General features: G+C 68.3%; 16 protein-coding genes. 8 read left to right on the forward strand and 8 right to left on the reverse strand.

What is annotated here, in order from left to right:
• Window positions 1-41: 41 nt before the first annotated feature.
• The 5 genes from IPJ61_RS15770 to IPJ61_RS15790 are packed head-to-tail and all read right to left on the reverse strand — an operon-like array spanning window position 42 to window position 5,442.
• Window positions 42-1,469 (reverse strand): peptidoglycan D,D-transpeptidase FtsI family protein, encoded by a 1,428-nt coding sequence (locus tag IPJ61_RS15770; protein ID WP_297109683.1) that lies wholly within the window; start codon window positions 1,467-1,469, stop codon window positions 42-44.
• Window positions 1,466-2,851, reverse strand: a complete 1,386-nt coding sequence (locus tag IPJ61_RS15775) for an FtsW/RodA/SpoVE family cell cycle protein (protein ID WP_297109686.1) — start codon at window positions 2,849-2,851, stop codon at window positions 1,466-1,468. The genes IPJ61_RS15770 and IPJ61_RS15775 overlap by 4 nt, the downstream gene beginning before the upstream one ends.
• Window positions 2,851-4,263 carry a PP2C family protein-serine/threonine phosphatase gene (locus tag IPJ61_RS15780; protein WP_297109689.1) on the reverse strand — a complete coding sequence of 471 codons (1,413 nt, stop codon included), beginning with the start codon at window positions 4,261-4,263 and terminating at the stop codon, window positions 2,851-2,853. Before IPJ61_RS15780 ends, IPJ61_RS15775 begins: the two co-directional genes overlap by 1 nt.
• A 3-nt stretch (window positions 4,264-4,266) precedes the next feature.
• Entirely contained in the window at window positions 4,267-4,734 is a 468-nt protein-coding gene (locus IPJ61_RS15785) for an FHA domain-containing protein FhaB/FipA (protein WP_297109692.1), read from the reverse strand.
• 3 nt (window positions 4,735-4,737) lie between these two features.
• Complete coding sequence (locus IPJ61_RS15790; protein ID WP_297109695.1) at window positions 4,738-5,442, reverse strand: FhaA domain-containing protein; 705 nt, start codon at window positions 5,440-5,442, stop codon at window positions 4,738-4,740.
• A gap of 91 nt (window positions 5,443-5,533) precedes the next feature.
• Here IPJ61_RS15790 and lepB point away from each other — a divergent pair, with 91 nt between their 5' ends.
• Window positions 5,534-6,190: a signal peptidase I gene (gene lepB / locus IPJ61_RS15795; RefSeq protein WP_297109698.1), complete on the forward strand. Its 657-nt coding sequence runs from the start codon at window positions 5,534-5,536 to the stop codon at window positions 6,188-6,190.
• Here the strand turns inward: lepB and IPJ61_RS15800 are convergent.
• Both IPJ61_RS15800 and IPJ61_RS15805 read right to left on the reverse strand, forming a co-directional pair.
• Complete coding sequence (locus tag IPJ61_RS15800; protein ID WP_297109700.1) at window positions 6,073-6,612, reverse strand: VanZ family protein; 540 nt, start codon at window positions 6,610-6,612, stop codon at window positions 6,073-6,075. The genes lepB and IPJ61_RS15800 overlap by 118 nt on opposite strands.
• Before the next feature lie 21 nt (window positions 6,613-6,633).
• Complete coding sequence (locus tag IPJ61_RS15805; RefSeq protein WP_297109703.1) at window positions 6,634-8,181, reverse strand: sugar transferase; 1,548 nt, start codon at window positions 8,179-8,181, stop codon at window positions 6,634-6,636.
• Window positions 8,182-8,919: 738 nt separating this feature from the next.
• Here IPJ61_RS15805 and IPJ61_RS15810 point away from each other — a divergent pair.
• From IPJ61_RS15810 to IPJ61_RS15820, 3 genes are all read left to right on the forward strand, one after another.
• Window positions 8,920-10,053: a glycosyltransferase family 2 protein gene (locus IPJ61_RS15810; protein ID WP_297109707.1), complete on the forward strand. Its 1,134-nt coding sequence runs from the start codon at window positions 8,920-8,922 to the stop codon at window positions 10,051-10,053.
• A gap of 71 nt (window positions 10,054-10,124) precedes the next feature.
• Window positions 10,125-11,252, forward strand: a complete 1,128-nt coding sequence (locus IPJ61_RS15815) for a polysaccharide pyruvyl transferase family protein (RefSeq protein WP_297109710.1) — start codon at window positions 10,125-10,127, stop codon at window positions 11,250-11,252.
• 22 nt (window positions 11,253-11,274) lie between these two features.
• Window positions 11,275-12,726 carry a lipopolysaccharide biosynthesis protein gene (locus IPJ61_RS15820; protein ID WP_297109713.1) on the forward strand — a complete coding sequence of 484 codons (1,452 nt, stop codon included), beginning with the start codon at window positions 11,275-11,277 and terminating at the stop codon, window positions 12,724-12,726.
• 4 nt (window positions 12,727-12,730) lie between these two features.
• Here IPJ61_RS15820 and IPJ61_RS15825 read toward each other — a convergent pair whose 3' ends face one another.
• Entirely contained in the window at window positions 12,731-13,663 is a 933-nt protein-coding gene (locus IPJ61_RS15825; RefSeq protein WP_297109716.1) for a nitroreductase family protein, read from the reverse strand.
• 348 nt (window positions 13,664-14,011) lie between these two features.
• Between IPJ61_RS15825 and IPJ61_RS15830 the strand changes: the two genes are divergently transcribed.
• Genes IPJ61_RS15830 through IPJ61_RS15845 form a run of 4 tightly spaced genes read left to right on the forward strand, consistent with a single transcriptional unit; the run spans window position 14,012 to window position 18,648 of the window.
• Entirely contained in the window at window positions 14,012-15,337 is a 1,326-nt protein-coding gene (locus tag IPJ61_RS15830) for an O-antigen ligase family protein (RefSeq protein ID WP_297109719.1), read from the forward strand.
• Complete coding sequence (locus IPJ61_RS15835; RefSeq protein ID WP_297109722.1) at window positions 15,334-16,245, forward strand: glycosyltransferase family 2 protein; 912 nt, start codon at window positions 15,334-15,336, stop codon at window positions 16,243-16,245. Before IPJ61_RS15830 ends, IPJ61_RS15835 begins: the two co-directional genes overlap by 4 nt.
• Window positions 16,246-16,285: 40 nt before the next feature.
• Window positions 16,286-17,344 (forward strand): glycosyltransferase, encoded by a 1,059-nt coding sequence (locus IPJ61_RS15840; RefSeq protein WP_297109725.1) that lies wholly within the window; start codon window positions 16,286-16,288, stop codon window positions 17,342-17,344.
• Between the two features lie 47 nt (window positions 17,345-17,391).
• Window positions 17,392-18,648, forward strand: coding sequence for a nucleotide sugar dehydrogenase (locus IPJ61_RS15845; protein WP_297109728.1), 1,257 nt, complete (start codon window positions 17,392-17,394; stop codon window positions 18,646-18,648).
• The last annotated feature ends 1 nt before the right edge of the window (window position 18,649 follow it).

Here is an 18,649-nt window from a genome sequence, read left to right on the forward strand (position 1 = left end):
GGACCATTTTGGACCATGATCATGAGTGAAATCTAAGAACGTCATCGCAAAGCCTCCAAGACGGCCTTGAAGATGGGGGCGGCGAGCCTGCCGCCGGAGATGTCGTCGCGGTCGATGTCGGCATCCTCCACGAACGCGACGATCGCCACCTTCGGGTCCTCCGCGTAGCCGACGAACCACGCGTACGGCGGCCGGTCGGGCGCGGTCTGCGCGGTGCCGGTCTTGCCGCCGACGACGGCGCCGTAGGTCTGCGCGGGGCGTCCGGTCCCTCCCTCGACGACGGCGACCATCATCTGCTGCAGCAGCTTGGCCGTCGACCGCGAGATGGGCTGCCCGAGCTTCTGCGGTGTGGTGGAGCTGAGGACTGTGAGGTCGCGGTTGGTGACCGCGCTCACGATGTAAGGCCGCATCATCGCGCCGTCGTTGGCGATGGCCGCGGCGACCTGCAGCATCTGCAGCGGGGAGGCGGCGACGTCGAACTGGCCGATGGCGCTGAGCGCGGCCTGCGACTCGTCCAGCTCCGTGGGGAACCGTGACGTGGCCGCGGCGATGTCGATGGTCTGTTCCTGGTTGAACCCGAACGCCTCAGCCATGGCGCGGAGCTTTGCGCCGCCGAGGTCGAGCCCCAGGTTGCCGAAGGCGGTGTTGCACGACGTCATGAGCGCCTGCTGCAGCGTCACCTGCGTGCCGCCGCAGTTGGTGGAGTTGCCCATCGAGTGGCTGGAGTTCGGCAGCGGGAGCGAGTTGGGTGAGTCGACCATGGAGTCCGGCACCATGCCGTCCTCGAGCGCCGCGGCGGCGGTGATCAGCTTAAACGTCGACCCGGGCGGGTAGACCTCGCGCGTGCCGCGGTTCTTCAGGGGCTCGTCCTTCGCGTTGAGGAGCTCGTCCCAGGCCTCGCGCTGGGCGGCGAGATCCACCGTCGACAACCGGTTCGGGTCGTATGTGGGGGTCGATACCAGCGCGAGGATCGCCCCGGTGGAGTAGTCCATCGCGATGGCCGCGCCGCGCTTGTCGCCCAGCGCCTGGACGGCGGCGCGCTGCGCGGCGGGGTTCAGCGTCGTCGAGATGTTGGCGCCCTGCGTGCGACGGCCGGCGAGCAGGTCGAGGATCCGCTCGAACGACTGCTCCGTCGATGCCCCGGACAGCTCCGCGTTGTAGCTCTGCTCGAGCCCGGAGCGCGCGTAGTCGTAGGAGAACCAGCCCGTCACGGAACTCCAGGTCTCGCCCGCGGGGTAGGTGCGCACGTACGGGAACCGGCCGGAGCGGGGCTCGGACTCGGCGATCGGATCGGTGCCCACCAGGATGGCCCCGCGGTTCTGCGAGAACTCGGCGTCGCGGACGCGGCGGTTACGGCCGTCGGCGTTCAGCGAGTCGGATCGCACCACGGAGATCACAGTCATGTTGGCAAGCAGCGCCGCCATGAGGATGGCGATGAACACGCTGACTTTGCGGATGGGGCCGTTCATCGCGAGATCACCGTCGTCTCGTCGAGCGCCTCGCGCGGGGTCGCCGTCGCGGCCTGGGGGATGCGCGCGCGGTGCGAGATCACCATCAGGATGCCGACGATGATCCAGTTCGCGATCAGGCTGGAGCCGCCCTGACTCATGAACGGGGTGGTGAGGCCGGTCAGCGGCAGCAGCCGCGAGACGCCGCCGATGATGGCGAACACCTGCAGCGCGAACACGAAGCTGAGGCCGACGGCGAGCAGCTTGCCGAAGCCGTCGGGCGATGTCAGGGCCGCCTTGCAGCCGCGCGCGACGAGCAGCGCGTACAGCATGATAATGGCCATCAGGCCGAGGATGCCGATCTCCTCGCCGAGCGCGGCGGCGATCATGTCGGACTTCGCCAGCGGTGTCAGGCCCGGGCGGCCGAGGCCCCACCCGCGGCCGAACAGCCCGCCCCAGGCGAAGCCGAACTGGGCGGAGATGATCTGAAGATTGGCGTCGTAGTCGCTGAAGGGGTCGAGCCAGGCATTCACGCGCCGCGGCACGTGGTTGGTGAACTCATAGGCGGCGAGTCCGGCGCCGATGAACAGGATGCCGGCCAGGATGGGCCAAGCGGGCCGCTCCGTCGCGACGTAGATCATGACCGTGAAAAGCCCGAAGAACAGCAGCGAGGTGCCCAGGTCGTTCTGAAACACCATGACGCCGAGGCTGGCGAGCCACATGACGAGGATGGGGCCGAGGTCGCGGGCGCGGGGGAGCTGGAGCCCGAGGAACGAGCGCCCGGCGAGCGCCAGCACCTCACGCTTCTCGTAGAAGTAAGCGGCGAACGCGATGGCAAGGATGATCTTGGCCACCTCCGCGGGCTGGAACGAGAACCCCGCGACGCGGATCCAGATCTGTGCGCCGCCCGACTTGTGTCCGATTCCCGGAACCAGAGGCAGCAGCAGCAACACGAGGCCGGAGATGAACAGCAGGTAGGGGTAGCGCTGGAGGCGACGGTGGTCGCGCAGGGCGATGAGGACGCCCGCGAACAGCACGAGGCCCAGCGCCGTCCACAGCAGCTGCGTCGCCGAGTCGGTCCGAGGCGGTTCGGGGATCTGATCGATCCGGTAGATCATCGCCAGCCCGAGGCCGTTCAGGAGGAACACCGTCGGAAGGATGATGGGGTCGGCGTACGGGATGCGCCAGCGGACGACCGCGTGGGCCGCGAGCCCCATGCCGTACCAGACCGCCGCGACGGGGAGGAGAGTCGACGGCAGCTCGCCGTACAGGTTGAGTTCCGTGATCACCCAGCCCGCGAACCCGAAGGTCTGCGCCATGAGCAGCAGCGCGAGCTCGACGCCCCGCCGCTTCCGGTAGACGATCACCTCATCGGAGACCGCCGGCTGCACCCGTTCCGACATCAGCAGGCCTCCATGTCGTCTTCAGGAGCCGACGGCGCCGACGTGCCGGGAGCGGCGGTGAGGAGCGGGACGGGTGTGCGGGTCGCCGCCGGGAACGCGGATGTGGACAGCGTCGCGCCCGGCGCCACCGGTAGTCCGGGGCCGGTGAAGGCCGGGTCAGGGCGCGGGTTCTCCGCGGCATCCTGCCGGTCCTTGCGGACCTGGACGCAGCGCTCGGCCATGGCGCGCAGCTCGCTGGTGGTGACGGTGGCGGCGTCCCTGCCGGAGACGCTGATGGCGCCCTCGACGCCGCGCTGATAGAACCGCGGCAGGTCGGCGACCGGGATGTCGGTGCGTTCGATCAGCGAACTCAGCGTGAACCCCATCACGGAGCCGGGGAGGCCGTTGTAGACCGCGACATAGCCGTCGGCCGCGGCGACGAAGTAGCTGTTGCGCGCGTAGGTCACGAGCCCCCACGTGCCGAGGCCGAGGGTCAGCGCGACGGCGAGCAGGATCACCAGAGCGCCCGGCCAGCGTCGGTGCGATTCGTGCGGCGCGTAGCGGGCGACCTCGTCGGCGTCGTGCCCGGCGTCCTGCGCGGGCGGCGTCGGATAGGTGGAGTGGGGGAGGAGACCGCCGAACCCGGCGACCTGTGGGACGGTCACCTCAGTGACCGAGCCCACCAGCAGCGGTGCACGGGCGTCGAGGTCCTCGTCGTGGGCGACGACCTCGGCCGCGACGATCGTGATGTTGTCGTGCCCGCCGGCGGCGTTCGCCGCCTGGGCGAGGGCCTCGAGGCCGGTCGCGAGGTCGTCGTGGCCGAGCAGCACGCGGATGGCGATGTCGTCGACCATGCCGCTGAGGCCGTCGGAGCAGAACATGATGCGGTCGCCGATGCGGGCGTCGAGGAGCTCGAGGTCCGGCTCGAACTCCATGCGGCCGTTCAGGACCTTGAGGATGAGGGAGCGGTGAGGGTGCACGGCGGCCTGCGCCGGGGTGAGTTTGCCCTCGTCGATGAGGGACTGGACCCAGGAGTGGTCGTGCGTGAGCTGCGTCAGCTCGTCGCCGCGGAGCAGGTAGCCGCGGGAGTCGCCGATGTGGCAGAGGCCGAACTGCTCGCCGTTGAAGAACGCCCCGCAGAAAGTGGTGCCCATGCCGTCGAGCTCGGGGTCGTCGTCGATGAGGTCGGAAAGGCGGGCGTTGGTGCGGGTCAAGATGCTTGCCGCACGGCTCAGCATCTCCTCGCCGTCGACGGCGCGGGTGTCTGCTTTCGCGGCCTCGGTGGCGGCGACGGCGGAGGCGAGGTCGCCCGCGGCTGCACCCCCCATGCCGTCGGCCACCAGCAGCAGCGTGGGCGAGGCGTACCCGGAATCCTGGTTGTTCTTCCGGACCCGGCCCACCTCGGAGTGCGCGTGCACGCGCAGGCTGAGCATTGCCTAGATCTCCAGCCGCATCAGCGTCTTGCCGATCCGCACGACATCGCCGACCGTGACCTTCGTGGGTTCGACCACCTGTTTGCCGTTGACGTAGGTGCCGTTGGTGGACTGCAGGTCGCTGAGCATCCAGGTCGACGGATCGACCTGCACCAGTTGCGCGTGCCGGGCGGAGGCGTAGTCGTCGTCGAGGAGGAGCGTCGAGTCGGCGGCGCGGCCCAGGTTGATCGTCGGCTCGACGGGGACGGAGACGCCCTGCTGCGGGCCCGCCGTGATGGCGAACCGGGTGGGCAGGTTGGCCTGTTTCTTGCCGCGCTTACGCCCGCGGTCCGCCGGGATGGCGGTCAGCGAGGACGTCGGCACGCGGCGCCCGAACATGTCGGTGCGGACGACGTTCGCAACGAAGAGGATGAACAGCCACAGCAGGATCAGGAAGACGATCTTGATCGCGGCGACGATCAGGTCGGACACGGGCTACGACTCCGACGGGGTGTGCACCAGCATCCTGGTGTGGCCGATCTCGATCCGGGTGCCCTCGCCGATCCGCGACTTCGTGACGCGCTGGCCGTTGACCAGGATGCCGTTGGTGGATCCCAGGTCCTCGATGCTGATGACGGGGTGATCCGGGTCGCCCGAGACGGTGATCATGGCGTGCCTGCGGGAGATGCCGGGGTCGCTGAGGCGGAGGTCGGCCTCGGAGCCGCGGCCGATCAACAGGCCGGGGGCGACGAGGGGGTGGCGCATGCCGCTCACCTCGAGCACCATGCGCCCGGCGCGGGCCTGTTGCTGCGCCGCGCCCGTGGCATCGGCCGCGACGGCCTCGCTGGCGACGGTGAACTGGCCGGTGGGAAGCGAGGTGTCGAGCACGTAGTCGATGGAGATGGGCCCGTTGAACACGTAGGAGCGGTCCGCGGCGTGGTCGCGGATGCTGGGCAGGATCTCGGAGTTCAGCGTCTTGGAGTAGGGCGCGAGCCGGTCGTAGTCGAGCTGGGCGAGGCCGATCGTGAACACGTTGGGCACGAGGCGCTTCTCACGGCTGAGCAGCTTGGCCTCGGCGTCCAGCTCGCGCTGGATGCCCGCGACGATCTCGACCGGGTGCACGTAGCCCTTGAACGCGCGCGCGAAGACCTTCTCGACGGCGGATTCGATGCGCTTCTCCGCCTTGTTGAAGACTCCCATACACCCTCTCTCGGCTCGGTGGACAGTCTGGGCGAAGCATCACTCTACCCGGTGGACCTGAGCGTTCCCTTAAGGCTCGTATGATTCGGCCATGGCTGACAAGCAGCGGAAGGCGCACCGTCGAGGGCTGCCGGTGTGGTCCCATTTCCTGATCGCGATCCTGTTGGTGGCGGTGGTCCAGGGCTTCGTGGTCAAGGTGTACCGGGTTCCGTCGGGCTCCATGGAGCAGACGCTGAGCGTCGGCCAGATGATCCTCGTCAACCGCACCGCGGGCACCCCGGAACGGGGCGACGTGTGGGTGTTCAACGCGAGCGAGCAGTGGCTCGGCGCGCCGATGCCGACGGTGGACGGCCCGAAGAGCGCGCTCAGGTGGGCCGCCGGCGTGCTGGGGTACGGCCCTGGGTTGGACCACGCGCTGGTCAAGCGGGTCATCGGCGTCCCCGGGGACAAGGTGTCGTGTTGCGACCTCGAGGGCAGGCTGACCGTGAACGACGAGCCCCTGACCGAGCCGTACATCTACGACGACGTTCCCTTCGTGGCAGGCGTCGAGGACTGCACCACGGAGCCGCGTTCGCGGCGCTGTTTCGCGCCGATCACGGTGCCCGACGATCGGTTCCTGATGCTGGGCGATCACCGCGGCGACTCGTCGGACTCAGTGTCGAAATGCCGGCGTGAGGACGCCGCGTCGGATTGCGCGAGGTTCGCGACGGCGGACGGGCTGGTCGGCCCCGTGATCGGGGTGTCCTGAAGGAGTAGCGCCCCAGGGACTCTCCCCGGCTGGCTGAGGATCGTCACGGCCGCGAGCCCGACGATGGCGCCGGAGACGTTACCGATGACGTCGCGTGCGTCCGCGACCCGCGGCAGGGCGAGGTATTGCACGAGTTCGACGAGCACCGAGCCGCCGAGGGCGACGGCGAGCCAGACCCAGCGCTCCACCCGGGGCCACAGCAGCACGGCCAGCGCCGTCGGGATGGCGAAGAGGACGACGTTGAGCAGGAACTCCCACCGCCTCGGCGTGAGCACGTCCGGCACGCCCAGCCCCTGGCCCACCGCGTGGATCGCGTTGACGATGGTGTCGATCAGGCCGCCGATGGGCAGGAGGACGACGGCGAGCATCGCGGCGAGGTAGAGGAGGAACACTCGCTGGAGGATCCGTCGGCGTGCGCTCATGGTTCCAGCGTGCCTCGTCCTTCAAACCGCGCCGTCAGGTGACAGCACCGCCTTGAAGGTGCGGCCCAGGATGATGATGTCGCCTGTGAGCGACCAGTTCTCGACGTAGTAGAGGTCGAGCCGGAGCGCGTCCTCCCAGGACAGGTTCGACCGCCCGCTGACCTGCCACAGGCCGGTGAGGCCCGGCTTCACGAGGAGGCGGCGGTAAGCGGCGTTGTCGTACAACGCGACCTCGGCCTCGACCTGCGGGCGGGGACCGACGAGGCTCATGCTGCCGAGGAAGGCGTTGAAGAGCTGAGGGAGTTCGTCGAGCGAGTACCTGCGGATGAACCTGCCGACGGGGGTGATGCGGGGATCGTTCTGCACCTTGAACAGGGGCTGGTCGGACGTGCCCTGCTCGGCGAGCAGCTCAGCGAGCTGGGCGTCGGCGTCGGGGACCATCGAGCGGAACTTGTACATCTTGAAGGGTTCGCCGTGCTGCCCGATGCGGGTGTGCGCGAAGAACAGGGGACCCCTGCTCGTGAGCTTGACGGCCAGAGCCACCGCGATGAGCACGGGGGAGAGCAGCAGGATGAGGAGCCCCGAGCCGATGACGTCGAACGCCCGCTTCGCCCAGTATCTGCGGCCGGTGAACTCGGGAAACTCGATGTGGATCAAGGGCAGCCCGGCCACCGGCCGGGTGTGGATGCGGGGGCCCGCGATGTCGGTGAGGGCGGGGGCGACCACGAGCTCCACCTCGCGCTCCTCCAGCGCCCAGCTGAGCCTGCGCATCTTGCCCGGCTTGAGGGTGTCGGAGCTGGTGAGGACGAGCGTGTCCGCTCCCAGCTCGTCGAGGACGGCGAGGATGGTCTCGGTCGAGAAGTTCGGGCTCTGGTGAACCGCGCCGAGAACCTCGCCGTCGTCGCCGTTCAGCCGTTCCGCCACCGCCCCGACGATGCGGTACCCCGCGTTCGGCTCGCGTGCGATCTCCCGCGCGACGTGCAGGCCCTTCTCAAGGTCGCCCACGATGACGGCGCGGTACTGGAAACGACCACTGCGGCGGCGACTGTTCAGCCACCTCCGCCAGAGAAGCCGGGATGCCAGCAGCAGGAGTAGGCCTAGGGGGAAGGCGATGAAGAGGTAGCCGCGAGCCGTCGAGACCTTGAACATCAGGGCGAGCATCGCGAACACGCCGAAGGTTCCCACGGTGGAGTCCAGGATCCGCTTGTACTCGGTGAACCCCGCCCCGATGATCCGGTGGTCGCGGGTCTCCAGCACTTGGAGCGTGATCATCCAGATGATGGTCAGGACCACCGAGAGCACGGTGTAGCTGACGGTCACGTCTTCGGGCCATCGGCCGTTGACGAGCACCGTCTCCTGCTCGCCGAGCAGCCGGAAGCGAACAAGCTGCGCGGTGGCTACCGAGGCGAGGATGACGAGGAGATCCGCGACCAGTACTCGCCTCGCATAGATTCGCTGCCAGCGCTGGACGCGGTCGTGTGGCGAGGATTGGTTTGGTGAAGCAGGCGGCCCCTGTTTCCTTGAAGCGTCATCCGCGGGTGAGAACATCCGTGGGGGGTCCTGATGCACGGTTACCGATCCTCCTCCTTCGATGCTCGTGAGCCGAAGGCGTCGTGCGGACGCTACCGTCCGCTTTCCCCCACATCTGAACTCGCCACCCGTCGCGGCCTGCACTTTTGGCTCGTTCGCGACCAGAAGAGAGTGCTCCCAGATACTAGTGGGCGATCCGCGTATCCGAAACTCAGAGCCCGCGGCGCAGCATCAGGTCGTTTCCATCCTGTCAGGAACCGCGTGATTGGCGAGCGTGCGTGTTCGCGAGATCGCCAACTGTGGGCCTACCCGATCAAGGCCGCGCACCTCGATCGTGTTCCGTGCGAGTGCCGCCAGGCCGGACTGGAGCTGTCGAGCCAAGGACAGACGGTTACTGACTTTGGTGACGATGGCCGTAGGAACAGGTGAGGCGGTGTCGGAGATCTCACAACGCCATCCACGAAGTGCCTCGGGCTTGCGGCCGAGGTCGGGGGCGCAGCCGTAGTGGAGGGGGCGTGACTTCGGGTGATCGCGCTGAGCCTGAACGCATAAGCGCGCTGCCGAGACATGTCCGATGGAGAGTCCGCCGCGGTAGCTGGGATGCTGTCTTGCGCTTCCCGACGTGCGGTCGGGCGCGCGCTGCTCCAGGATCAGCCATCTGGATGGTTGGGAGCGGTAGGCATCTCGATCGCGTGTCGGTCTGGACCTCCGTCCTGTATCTTGGGCTCGGGGATGGAGCGACGGGACTTCTGGATCGTCACGGTACGAGAGGAAGCTATGACGAGGCGACCGCCTGCGAACCCGCCGATGGTCGACATCGACGTGATCATCCCGGTGCATTCCGTTTCACGCCCGCTGCGCAGGGCTGTGGACAGCGTGTTGTCGGGGGGCCTCCCGGGTGTGAAGGCGCTGGTGATCTGCCACAATCTCTCACGCGAGGAGATCATTGAAGCATCCGGGCTGACACCCTCCGCGGACCTGGAGTTCCACGAGTTCCGCGACTCCATTCGCTCTCCTGCTGGCCCGCGGAATCACGGCATCTCCGTTTCTCGGGCCTCCTACATCGCCTTCCTGGACTCCGACGACCTGTTCGACGCGGACGCGCTGCGGCTCTGGGCGGACGAGGCCGGTGCCCATGGGCATCCGGATCTCCTCGTCGGCCAGGTCCATTCCGAGCAGGCGCGGTTCTTCTCCACGCCGTGTCCGCGCGTCGGACGGCGTACGGGGCTGCGCCCGCATCGCGACCTTCTCAACGATCGGACAGCCCCGCAGGGGGTCCTGGTTCGCAGGCAACTCCTGCGCCCTCCGGCCTCGCCGCGGTTTGATTCCCAGGTCCCGATCGGAGAGGACCTGGTGATCGGGCTGTACCTCTGGAACGCCGCTCGCAGCGTCGTCTGCTCGCGGTTCCGCGCGGGATATCAATTGAAGGCGGACGCCGACGATCGGCTCACCTCTGCGAGATATCCCCTCAGCACGACGCTCTATCCGGTCCGTAACCTCCTCGAGCAGGATTGGCCGTACGCGCTCGATGCGAAGTCTCGCGGCGCTCTGGCGAAGAAACTGATCCGCTTTGAACTGATGGGCCTTTCGCTCGGGTTTGCGCGCGAGAAGAGACTGGGACGCGGTGAACTGGCGCAGATCAGTGTCGTGTTGCGCATGATCGAGGACTTCTACCCCGCCGCGTCCCTTTCCCTTCCGCTCTGGGAGAGCAGATTCGTCAAGTACGTGCGAGACGAGGACCACGACGGCCTCCTCGGCATGCTGAACATCAGGTCCAAGTGGGCCCGGATCATCCAGGGTCTGCTGCCCGGGAACCTGTTGGGCGTGTGTGCGCCCGAGCAGGGCTACATCAGGGCCTTTCGCACGGTTGTCGGCGGCAGGTTGCTGCGCGGGTCGCGCGGGATGCCGTGATGAGCCCCGGAGAAGAAGGTGCCGTCCCACATGTCCCGCTATTCCCCTTTTCCCATGGAGCTCTCTGACATATGAAGATCCTCATCAGAACCCTCCCGCTGCGGCGCGGCAACTACGGCGGCATCCTGCAGGCCTGGGCCTTGCAGCAGGCGCTCAAGGACCTGGGCGCGGACCCGTTCACGGACCGATCGGACAGGCCGGCGAGGCTCGTGCCGTACACCGCGCGAGCGGTGGCGCGCCCGGTGCGCAATCTCCTTCCGAGCGGCCTGAACATCCTGCCCGGGGACGCCCGGTGGCGGGGCGACGCGCGCGTCCGCGGTTTCGTGCACGAAGAGGTGGCGACGACGAGCCTCTTCCCCCCGTACACGAGAAGGCCGCGGGCCCGGGTGCTCAAGGAGTTCGACGCCTTCGTCGTCGGCAGCGACCAGGTGTGGCGCTCGGCCTACGGAGATGTTCCGTCCTACCTGCTCGATTTCCTCCCGGAGGGCGACGGGAGGCGCAAGGTGGCCTACGCGGCGTCGTTCGGATCGACGGAGGCCAATGCGTGGTCGCCCCAGATGGTGACGACGGCGTCGGAACTCATGGGCCGGTTCGACGGGCTGAGCTGTCGCGAGGAGTCGGGAACGCGGTGGATCAGGGAGCATCTGGGGCTCGACGCCGACACGATGCCGGATCCGACGCTCCTCCTCGCACCCGAACGCTACGAGCAACTGATCCGGCGCACCGGCGCCTTCCGGGGCACGCCGGCCGGACAGTACGTCCTCGCCTATGTGCTCGACCGGAGCCCGGAGTTCTCGAGGGTGATCCAGGGCGTCGCGGATGAGATGGGGGCAGAGGTGCTGGAGATCGGCAACGCCGACGGCAAGGGAGGCGCGGGGACGCGTCCCTCTCCCGCCGAGTGGCTCAACCTGATCGCGAACGCTCAACTCATGGTCACCGACTCGTTCCACGGCATGCTCTTCGCCGGGGTGCTGAACACCCCGCACGCGGGGATCCCCAACCAGAGCCGCGGCGTCGACCGGTTCCACAGCTTGGCCGACCTGCTCGCCACCCGCGGCGCCATCGCCACCGACGCGGCGGAGGTGGCCGCGATAGCCGGTGACTTCGGCGGCCGGGTGGACCGGGCGACGACCGAGCAGCGGCTGGACGCCGCTCGCGCGGCGGGCCTCGGATTTCTGCGCCATTCCCTCAGCCTCTGAGCCGGGCGGGAGGGAGTCGACAGTGACGGAATCACTGCGTCACAAGGGCGCGCGGGGCGGCGGCATCACGCTGCTCGCGCAGGGCGGACGCATGCTGGTTCAGCTCGTGGGCGTGGTCGTCCTTTCGCGTCTCCTGAGCCCCGGTGATTTCGGGCTCCTCGCGATGGTCATGGCCTTCATGACACTGGCCGAACTCGTCCGAGACTTCGGGCTTTCCAGCTCCGCCCTTCAGGCCAAGGAACTAAGCCAGCAGCAGGCCTCCAACCTCTTCTGGCTGTCCTGGGCGCTCGGCTCGGCAACCGGTCTTCTCCTCGTGGCGGCCACGCCGTTGATCGTGCGCCTGTACAGCGAACCGCGGCTGGAATACATCGTGCCCGCGATGGCGGTGACGCTGTTCCTCGGCGGCGCGCAGGCTCAGATCCAGGTGCAGCTCGCCCGCCAACTCAAGTTCTCCGCGCTGGCGCTGAGCAACTTCCTGGCGCCAACGGTCGGCTTGGCGCTCGCCGTCGTCGCCGCCCTCCTCGGGTGGGGATACTGGGCGCTCGTGCTGCAGGCGGTCGGCGGCGCGCTCGTCCTCCTGCTCGTGCAGATCGGCGCCGCCCGGTGGGTGCCGTGGCGCCCGAGGCGAGGCCAGGGAACCGGTGACCTGGTCAGATCCGGGGCGCATCTGGGAGCGGCCCACGTGCTTACCTGGGCCGCGAGCAATGTGGACAGCCTCGTCGCCGGCGTGCGATTCGGCTCGGTGCGGCTCGGCCATTACAACCGCGGATTCCAGCTGACCGTCACGATGATCGGGGGGTTCCTCGCGCCGCTGACGCAGGTCGCGATCCCGATGCTCAACGAGGCGCGCAAGAGCGGTAAACGCCCCGCGGACCTGCTGGTCAAGATGCAGGCCCTGGTGGCGATCCCGGTATGCATGGCGATGGTGCTCCTCGCCCTCACCGCCCCGTCCTTGGTTCCCCTCCTGCTGGGAGACCAGTGGGGGCCGGCCGTGCCGATCATCCAGATCCTGGCGGCGGCGGAATGCCTGCACTCGCTGTCGTTCATCAGCTACTGGGGATTCCTCACGGAAGGGCTCTCGAGGCAGCTTCTCAACTACAACCTCCTCACAAAGCCGATCACGGTTCTCGCGGTGCTCATCGGGTCGAACTGGGGCATCGAAGGGCTCGCCCGCGGCTATCTGGTCGGCCTGGCTTTCGCCTGGCCGACCAATGTGATCTGGCTCGCGCGTACGGCGGGCTACGAGTGGCCGAAGTTCCTCGGAAACGGGGCCCGCATCCTCGCCACCGCGGCGATCAGCTACGCCGCGGCCGCGCTTGTCTTCGGCGAGCGGTTGCAGACACCATCCTGGTCCGCGGTAGCGCTCGCGGGCGTCTCCGTCGTGGCGATCTTCATCGTGCTCGTCGGCGCGCTCCCGGCCGGACGCCGCGACCTGGCGCGGATGTTCGCCGTCACCCGCGATTTCGTGAAGTGACCTGCTAGTTGGCCGAGGGGTGTCCCTCGTTCCAGGTCAGCACGTCCGCTTGAGGGCGGCGCCGAGAACGGGCAACGTGGAATCCGGCTGCGGGATGACCGATCGCGACCATGCAGATGACGTCCAGCTCGTCGCCGAATCCCATGCATTCCCGCAATGCCCTCGTGGCGGTGGCACCCATCGACCAGTTGAGCATGCAGGTGGCGAGCCCCTGTGCATGCAGCGCCCAGACCAGCGTCATCGCGAATAGCGCGCCGTCGATCCACCGCTGGTTGCGTTCGCCGGGACCGCGGAAATAGCGCCGATCCACGGTGACGATGGCCAAGGTCGGCACCCCGTCCGTGAAGCCGCGGTTCCCGTTCTGAAGGCGCAATGCGGCCTTGATATGTGCAGGCTCCGTGAGGATTCGGACGCGGCCCGCCTGGCGATTGCAGACCGACGGCGCCTGCTGGGCGGCGCTTACCGCCGCCATCAACGCCTCCTCCGAGACCGGGCGGGACATGTCGTAGTTCCGACAACTGCGTCTGGACGCAAAGAAGTCGTCTAGCTCGGGCCGCGCCATGGGGGCGACACCGGCCGGAGTCGCGGCGGGAGAAATATGCTCATCGTTGGCCCACAGGTCGAGCGCCTCGAGCGCCTCACTGGTCGCCTCGCGGGCGACTTCGCTGACCTGAAGGTAGTGAGGGTGCTGCGAGAGCGACGTCATCTGATCGCGCGCGCTCTGGCCGAAGGGCCGCTTCGGCTCCGGGAGGCTGAGTCCCTTCTCCACCTGGTGGTAGGCGATGGTTATGTCTCTCTCCCGCTGCGTCGTGGGGAGTTCGTCGTCGGGCATATGGCCCGATGTGCTCAGGTAGTCGTGGCAGTCGATAGAGAATTCGCGACGGACTTTGATGCCCGAGAGGATGCGCTGTGATACCCGGCTGATTGGTGCCGGCATGGCGCTGGTGATCCTATCCGCGAGTTTTCCAAGTCCCACTGTGTCCTCCGATGATCTTCCGCGGCGCTTGGCGCTCGCGACCCGCTGCCTTCTGCCCTGGTACCCCCCACCGGAACAATAGCCTCTGTCGGCCATCCGGCGACATCGCCAAGCCCTCCTGGCGCGCCTCGAACGGGTCTCGATCGCCCGTGACACGGGCCTCCATCCGAGCCTCATCGGAGACTTGACCTCGGTCCGGGAGTTGCGTAGCGTGACGCCCTGTACTGGCCGCGGGAGCGGTGCAGTACATCGGTGCACCTCTTGGTGAGCCTGTTTCGATTACCAGTCCCCCCGAGGTATAGAACGCTCATGGCACAGACAATCATCGAGTATGCCATTTTCGGGCTTTCTCTTCTCGTCATTCTTCGACAGTTGCCGCGCATCGTGCGGTACCTCCGTGAAGGCCCGACGGGGTGGACGGCACTCGGTCTGCTCGTGTTCTGCGTCGGAGGATTCGTCGGGAGCATGACCCCCGTGGCCGACATCACGGGCGTCAAACTGGTCTATACCCTCTTCGCGATCGTGGCCTTTCTCGCCCCGCTGTTCAGCAAGGAGCCGGCGCCGGCCCACGCCATCTCAGGATCCTCCGTCGTGTACGTCCTGCTGCTCTGGGCCTGGTTGGCCAGCGTGAACATCGCGCACAACGCCGCAAACCTCTCGGAGGGCGCGTTGCTGATCCGGCTGGCGCCGGGCGTGGTCTGGCTCGCTCTGCTCGCCGCCCGGTCGCGCTCGCCGATGGACAGGCGCATGCTCGCGGTGATGGTCACCTTCGCGGCGGCGGTTCCCGGCCTGCTGATTCCCTTCCTGTCGAATCCGTGGCGCGCGTGCGACGAGACGAAATGCGGCGTGTTCGACGGCATGCTCGTCGGTCCCTACGCCTCCGAGAACCTCATGGGGATGCAGATCGCGCTCGTGACGGTGCTGCACCTCGTCTGCTTCGGGTTCAAGCGCACCATCTACCTCCTCCCGCTCTCGGTGCTGTGGCTGCTCGCGACCGAGTCCCGCACCGCGCAGAACGCCCTCCTCGCCGCGGCCGCCATCCTGTTCCTCTCCTGGCTCGGCCGGAGAGCCGTGCGGAGCGACCCCGACCGTACGGGAGGGGCGGGCGCGCGGGCATTCCTGACCGTTCTGCCCGTCGGGTTCATCCTGGTCGCGGTCTATCTGGCGTTCACGAGCGAACCCGGGGACTTCAGCGGCCGGGGCCATGTCTGGGAGAGGGCCCTCATCGTCCTCCGCGGCAACGAGATCACCGGTCTGGGTGTCGACTCGTGGGCGATCTTCCAGCGGGCCGGGCTCGTGCCGTCGCACCTCGGCCAGCACAGCCTCTACGTCTTCCTCCTGTTCTCCGGCGGAATCGTCGCCCTGGTGCTCCTGGCGCTCTTCGTGAGGCAGGCGATGATCTCGGCGATGGTCACCGACGGCCGGATGCGCTCCGGCCTCGCCTTGGGGGCTGCCTTCCTCACGATCGGCCTGCTCGAGGTGGCCTGGAACCCCGTCGCGATCGACGCGCTGTTCTGGGTCCCGCTCGCCCTCGTGATCGCGGATCCCCAACTGCGGCAGGAGCATGGGCCGGTGGAGCGGCCGGTCGCTGACCGGGCTGCCCGCCCGAACTCGCGGCGGGGGGCCACGCGGTGACCGCCGAACACCTGGGTGTCTCGGTCGTCATCCCCACCGTCGGGCGCCCGGAACTGGCCAGAGCCATCGCGTCGATCGAGGCCCAGGACTATCCGGGGCCCGTCGAGCTGATCGTGGTCGGCGACCTGCCTCCCGGCTCGCTGGACGACGAACTCGTGAAGGGGGCCGACCAGGTCCTCTACACCGGCGGCGGGAGGCGCGCGGGAGCGGCCCGCAATCTCGGCATCGCGGCGGCCCGGCAGGAACTCGTCGCGTTCCTCGATGACGACGACGAGTGGTTGCCGGGGAAGCTGTCGGCCCAGATCCCGATGTTCGGGGACGCCGAGGTGGCCGTCGTCGGCACACAGATCGTCTACCGGAATGCCGGCACCGACGGGACCAGCTCCCCCGTCCCGTCCGAGGTGAAGAAGGCCGACCAGAGCGTCGTGGAGTATCTCTTCGTGCGGCGCAGCCCGAAGGTCGGGCGCGCGGTGATCTGCACGCCGACCCTGGTGGTGCGGAGCGAGGTCGCGCGCCGCGTCGTCTGGAACGAGACGCTCAGGCGGCACCAGGACTGGGACTGGGTGGATCGCCTCGAGCGCGAGGGCGGCGCCCGCATCCTGCAGATCGCGGACGCGTCGTCGGTGATCTGGACCGGTTCCGACGGCTCCATCTCCTCGAGCCCGGACTGGGAGTCCTCCCTCGCGTGGGGCATGACCCGCGCCGGGGTATGGCCGCCGCGGGTGCTCGCCGACTTCATCGCGGGCCAACCGCTGCGTTATGCGTGTCAGGCCCGCTCGGCCCGAGGCGTGGCCCGAACGCTCCGAGCCCTCCTGGCGAACGGACGGTTCCCGTCGGTGCAGGCGCTGGCCCTGGGAGCGAGCGGCGTCGTGCCCCGGTCGTTGATCAACAAGCTGCTGTCGCGGTGAGCGGGAAGTGGTCGTGCGAGACGAACGGAGGCGAGGCGTCGTGGGTAGCGAGACGAACGAAAGCGGTGGCGGCGTGATTCTCATCGCGTCGGCGCTGCAGCCGACCTTCGGTCTGGAACTCGCCGTCATGGAGGTGGCCCAAGCCCTGGCGGAGTCTCGGAAGGTGACCGTGATCTGCGTCGCCGACGGCAACCCCTCGCCCTTTCCCGCGGAGTCGGGTATCGCCTATCGGTCGCTGGGGTCGTCGGTGGTGAAATGGCGACGGGTGGCCATGATTCCGAGGATCCTCAGGCTGGCCCGCACGCTGCCCGATCAGCCGATCGTCCTCTGCGGCGCGTGGGCGGCGATACCGGCGCTGCTCGCGCTCGGCCGTCGGCACTCGTCGCGTGCGGTCGTGTGGGAGCACTCCTTCGGCTCGACCCGCCGCCTGCGTCGGCTGGCTCGCCTGCTGTATCCGCGCGGCGCGTGCGTCGTCGCCGTGAGCGATCGGCTGGCGAGTGACCTGAAGGGCGCCGGCTTCGACGTCGAGATGTCCGTCATCCCGAACATCGTTCGGCCGGTGGGACTCGTCGCGGACGTCGAGGTCAGGCCGAACGCGCTGGTCACGGTCGGGTCGCTCAAGCCGATCAAGAATCACGCGCTGGCGCTGCGCACGCTCGCCGAGTTGGGCGGGGACTACACCCTCGACGTCGTCGGCGACGGCCCGCTCCGCGAGTCCCTGGAAGGACTCGCCCGGGAGCTGGGTGTCGCCGACCGGGTGGTGTTCCACGGGTACGTGGCCGACCCGTCGCCCCTCGTCGCCTCGAGCGCGGTGATGCTGCACACGTCGATCGGGGAGACCTTCGGGCTCGTCCTCCACGAGGCGGCGCAGGTGGGGTGTCCTGTCGTGGCGATCGACGACAGCGTCATGCAGGAGGTCGTCCCCGCTCAGGTTCCCGGCGTCCTCAGCGCGCCCGATCCCGGGGCGCTCGCGGAGGCGGTGCGGCGAGCCCAAGCGCTGGAGCGGCCCGCGCCGATCACGCCCGAAGAGCAGGAGAGCAGGCGCCGCGAGGTCATCGACAGATGGTCCGCGCTGCTCGACGACGTGGGGCGGATGTAGATGCCCCCTTCCCGGAATGCCCAGCTAAGCGAAAGAGATATACGCATATGAACAAGATCCTGACCGTGATCGGACAAGGCTACGTAGGCCTGCCGCTGGCGCAGGCCGCCGCGGAGGCCGGATGGACGGTGTGGGGCTTCGAGGTGTCGCCCGAGAAGGTCGAGGCGCTCAACAGCGGACGCTCGCACGTCGACGACGTGAGCGACGCCGAGGTCGGCGAGATGCTGGCTCGCGGGTACCGCGCGACGACCGACCCCGCCTGTGTCGCCGAGTCGTCGGTCGTCGTCATCTGCGTTCCGACGCCGCTGGCCGATGCCGGCGCCCCGGACCTCACGGCGGTCGAGCAGTCCGCGCGCGTGATCGGCGGCGGCCTGAAGCCGGGCACCCTGGTGATCCTCGAGTCCACCACCTACCCGGGAACGACCGAGGAGGTGTGCGGCCCGATCCTCGAGGAGGAGTCGGGACTGCGCATGGGCGAGGGCTTCCTGCTGGCGTTCAGCCCGGAGCGGGTGGACCCGGGCCGGCTGGACTTCGGCATCAAGAACACCCCGAAGCTGGTGGGTGGCATCGACGCGGAGTCGACCGCGGCGGCGGAGACGTTCTACCGCTCGTTCGTCGATATCGTCGTCCCCCTCAAGGGGGCGCGGGAGGCGGAGACGGCGAAGCTCCTGGAGAACACGTTCCGCCACGTCAACATCGCCCTGGTCAACGAGATGGCCAAGTTCTGTCACGAGCTCGGCATCGACATCTGGGAGGTCATCCGGGGCGCGGCGACGAAGCCCTTCGGCTTCATGTCGTTCACGCCGGGGCCCGGCGTGGGAGGGCACTGCATCCCGATCGATCCGAACTACCTCTCCTACGAGGTCAGGAAGGAGCTCGGGTACCCGTTCCGGTTCGTCGAGCTCGCGCAGGAGGTCAACAACTCGATGCCCGCCTACGTCGTGTCCCGCATCGTCGACCAGCTGAACGAGCAGGAGCGCTCGGCCAAGGGCTCGTCGGTGCTGCTGCTCGGGGTGACGTACAAGCCGGACATCGCGGACCAGCGCGAGTCGCCCGCGGTGCCGCTGGCCGAGCTGCTGCTGGCGAAGGGCTGCAACGTGTCCTTCCACGACCCCTACGTGGAGAAGTGGCGGCTGGGCACCCGCGAGCTCGACAGGGTCGAGGATCTCGGGGAGGCCCTCGAGAACGCGCATCTCGTGGTCCTGCTCCAGGCCCACCGGGCCTACGACCTCGAGGAGATCGAGCGCGCGGCGGGCGACCTGCTCGACACCCGCGGCGTCACTCGGAACGCGGTTCGCCTCTAGC

The organism is Tessaracoccus sp. (assembly GCF_016714275.1).
GTDB lineage: Bacteria > Actinomycetota > Actinomycetes > Propionibacteriales > Propionibacteriaceae > Arachnia.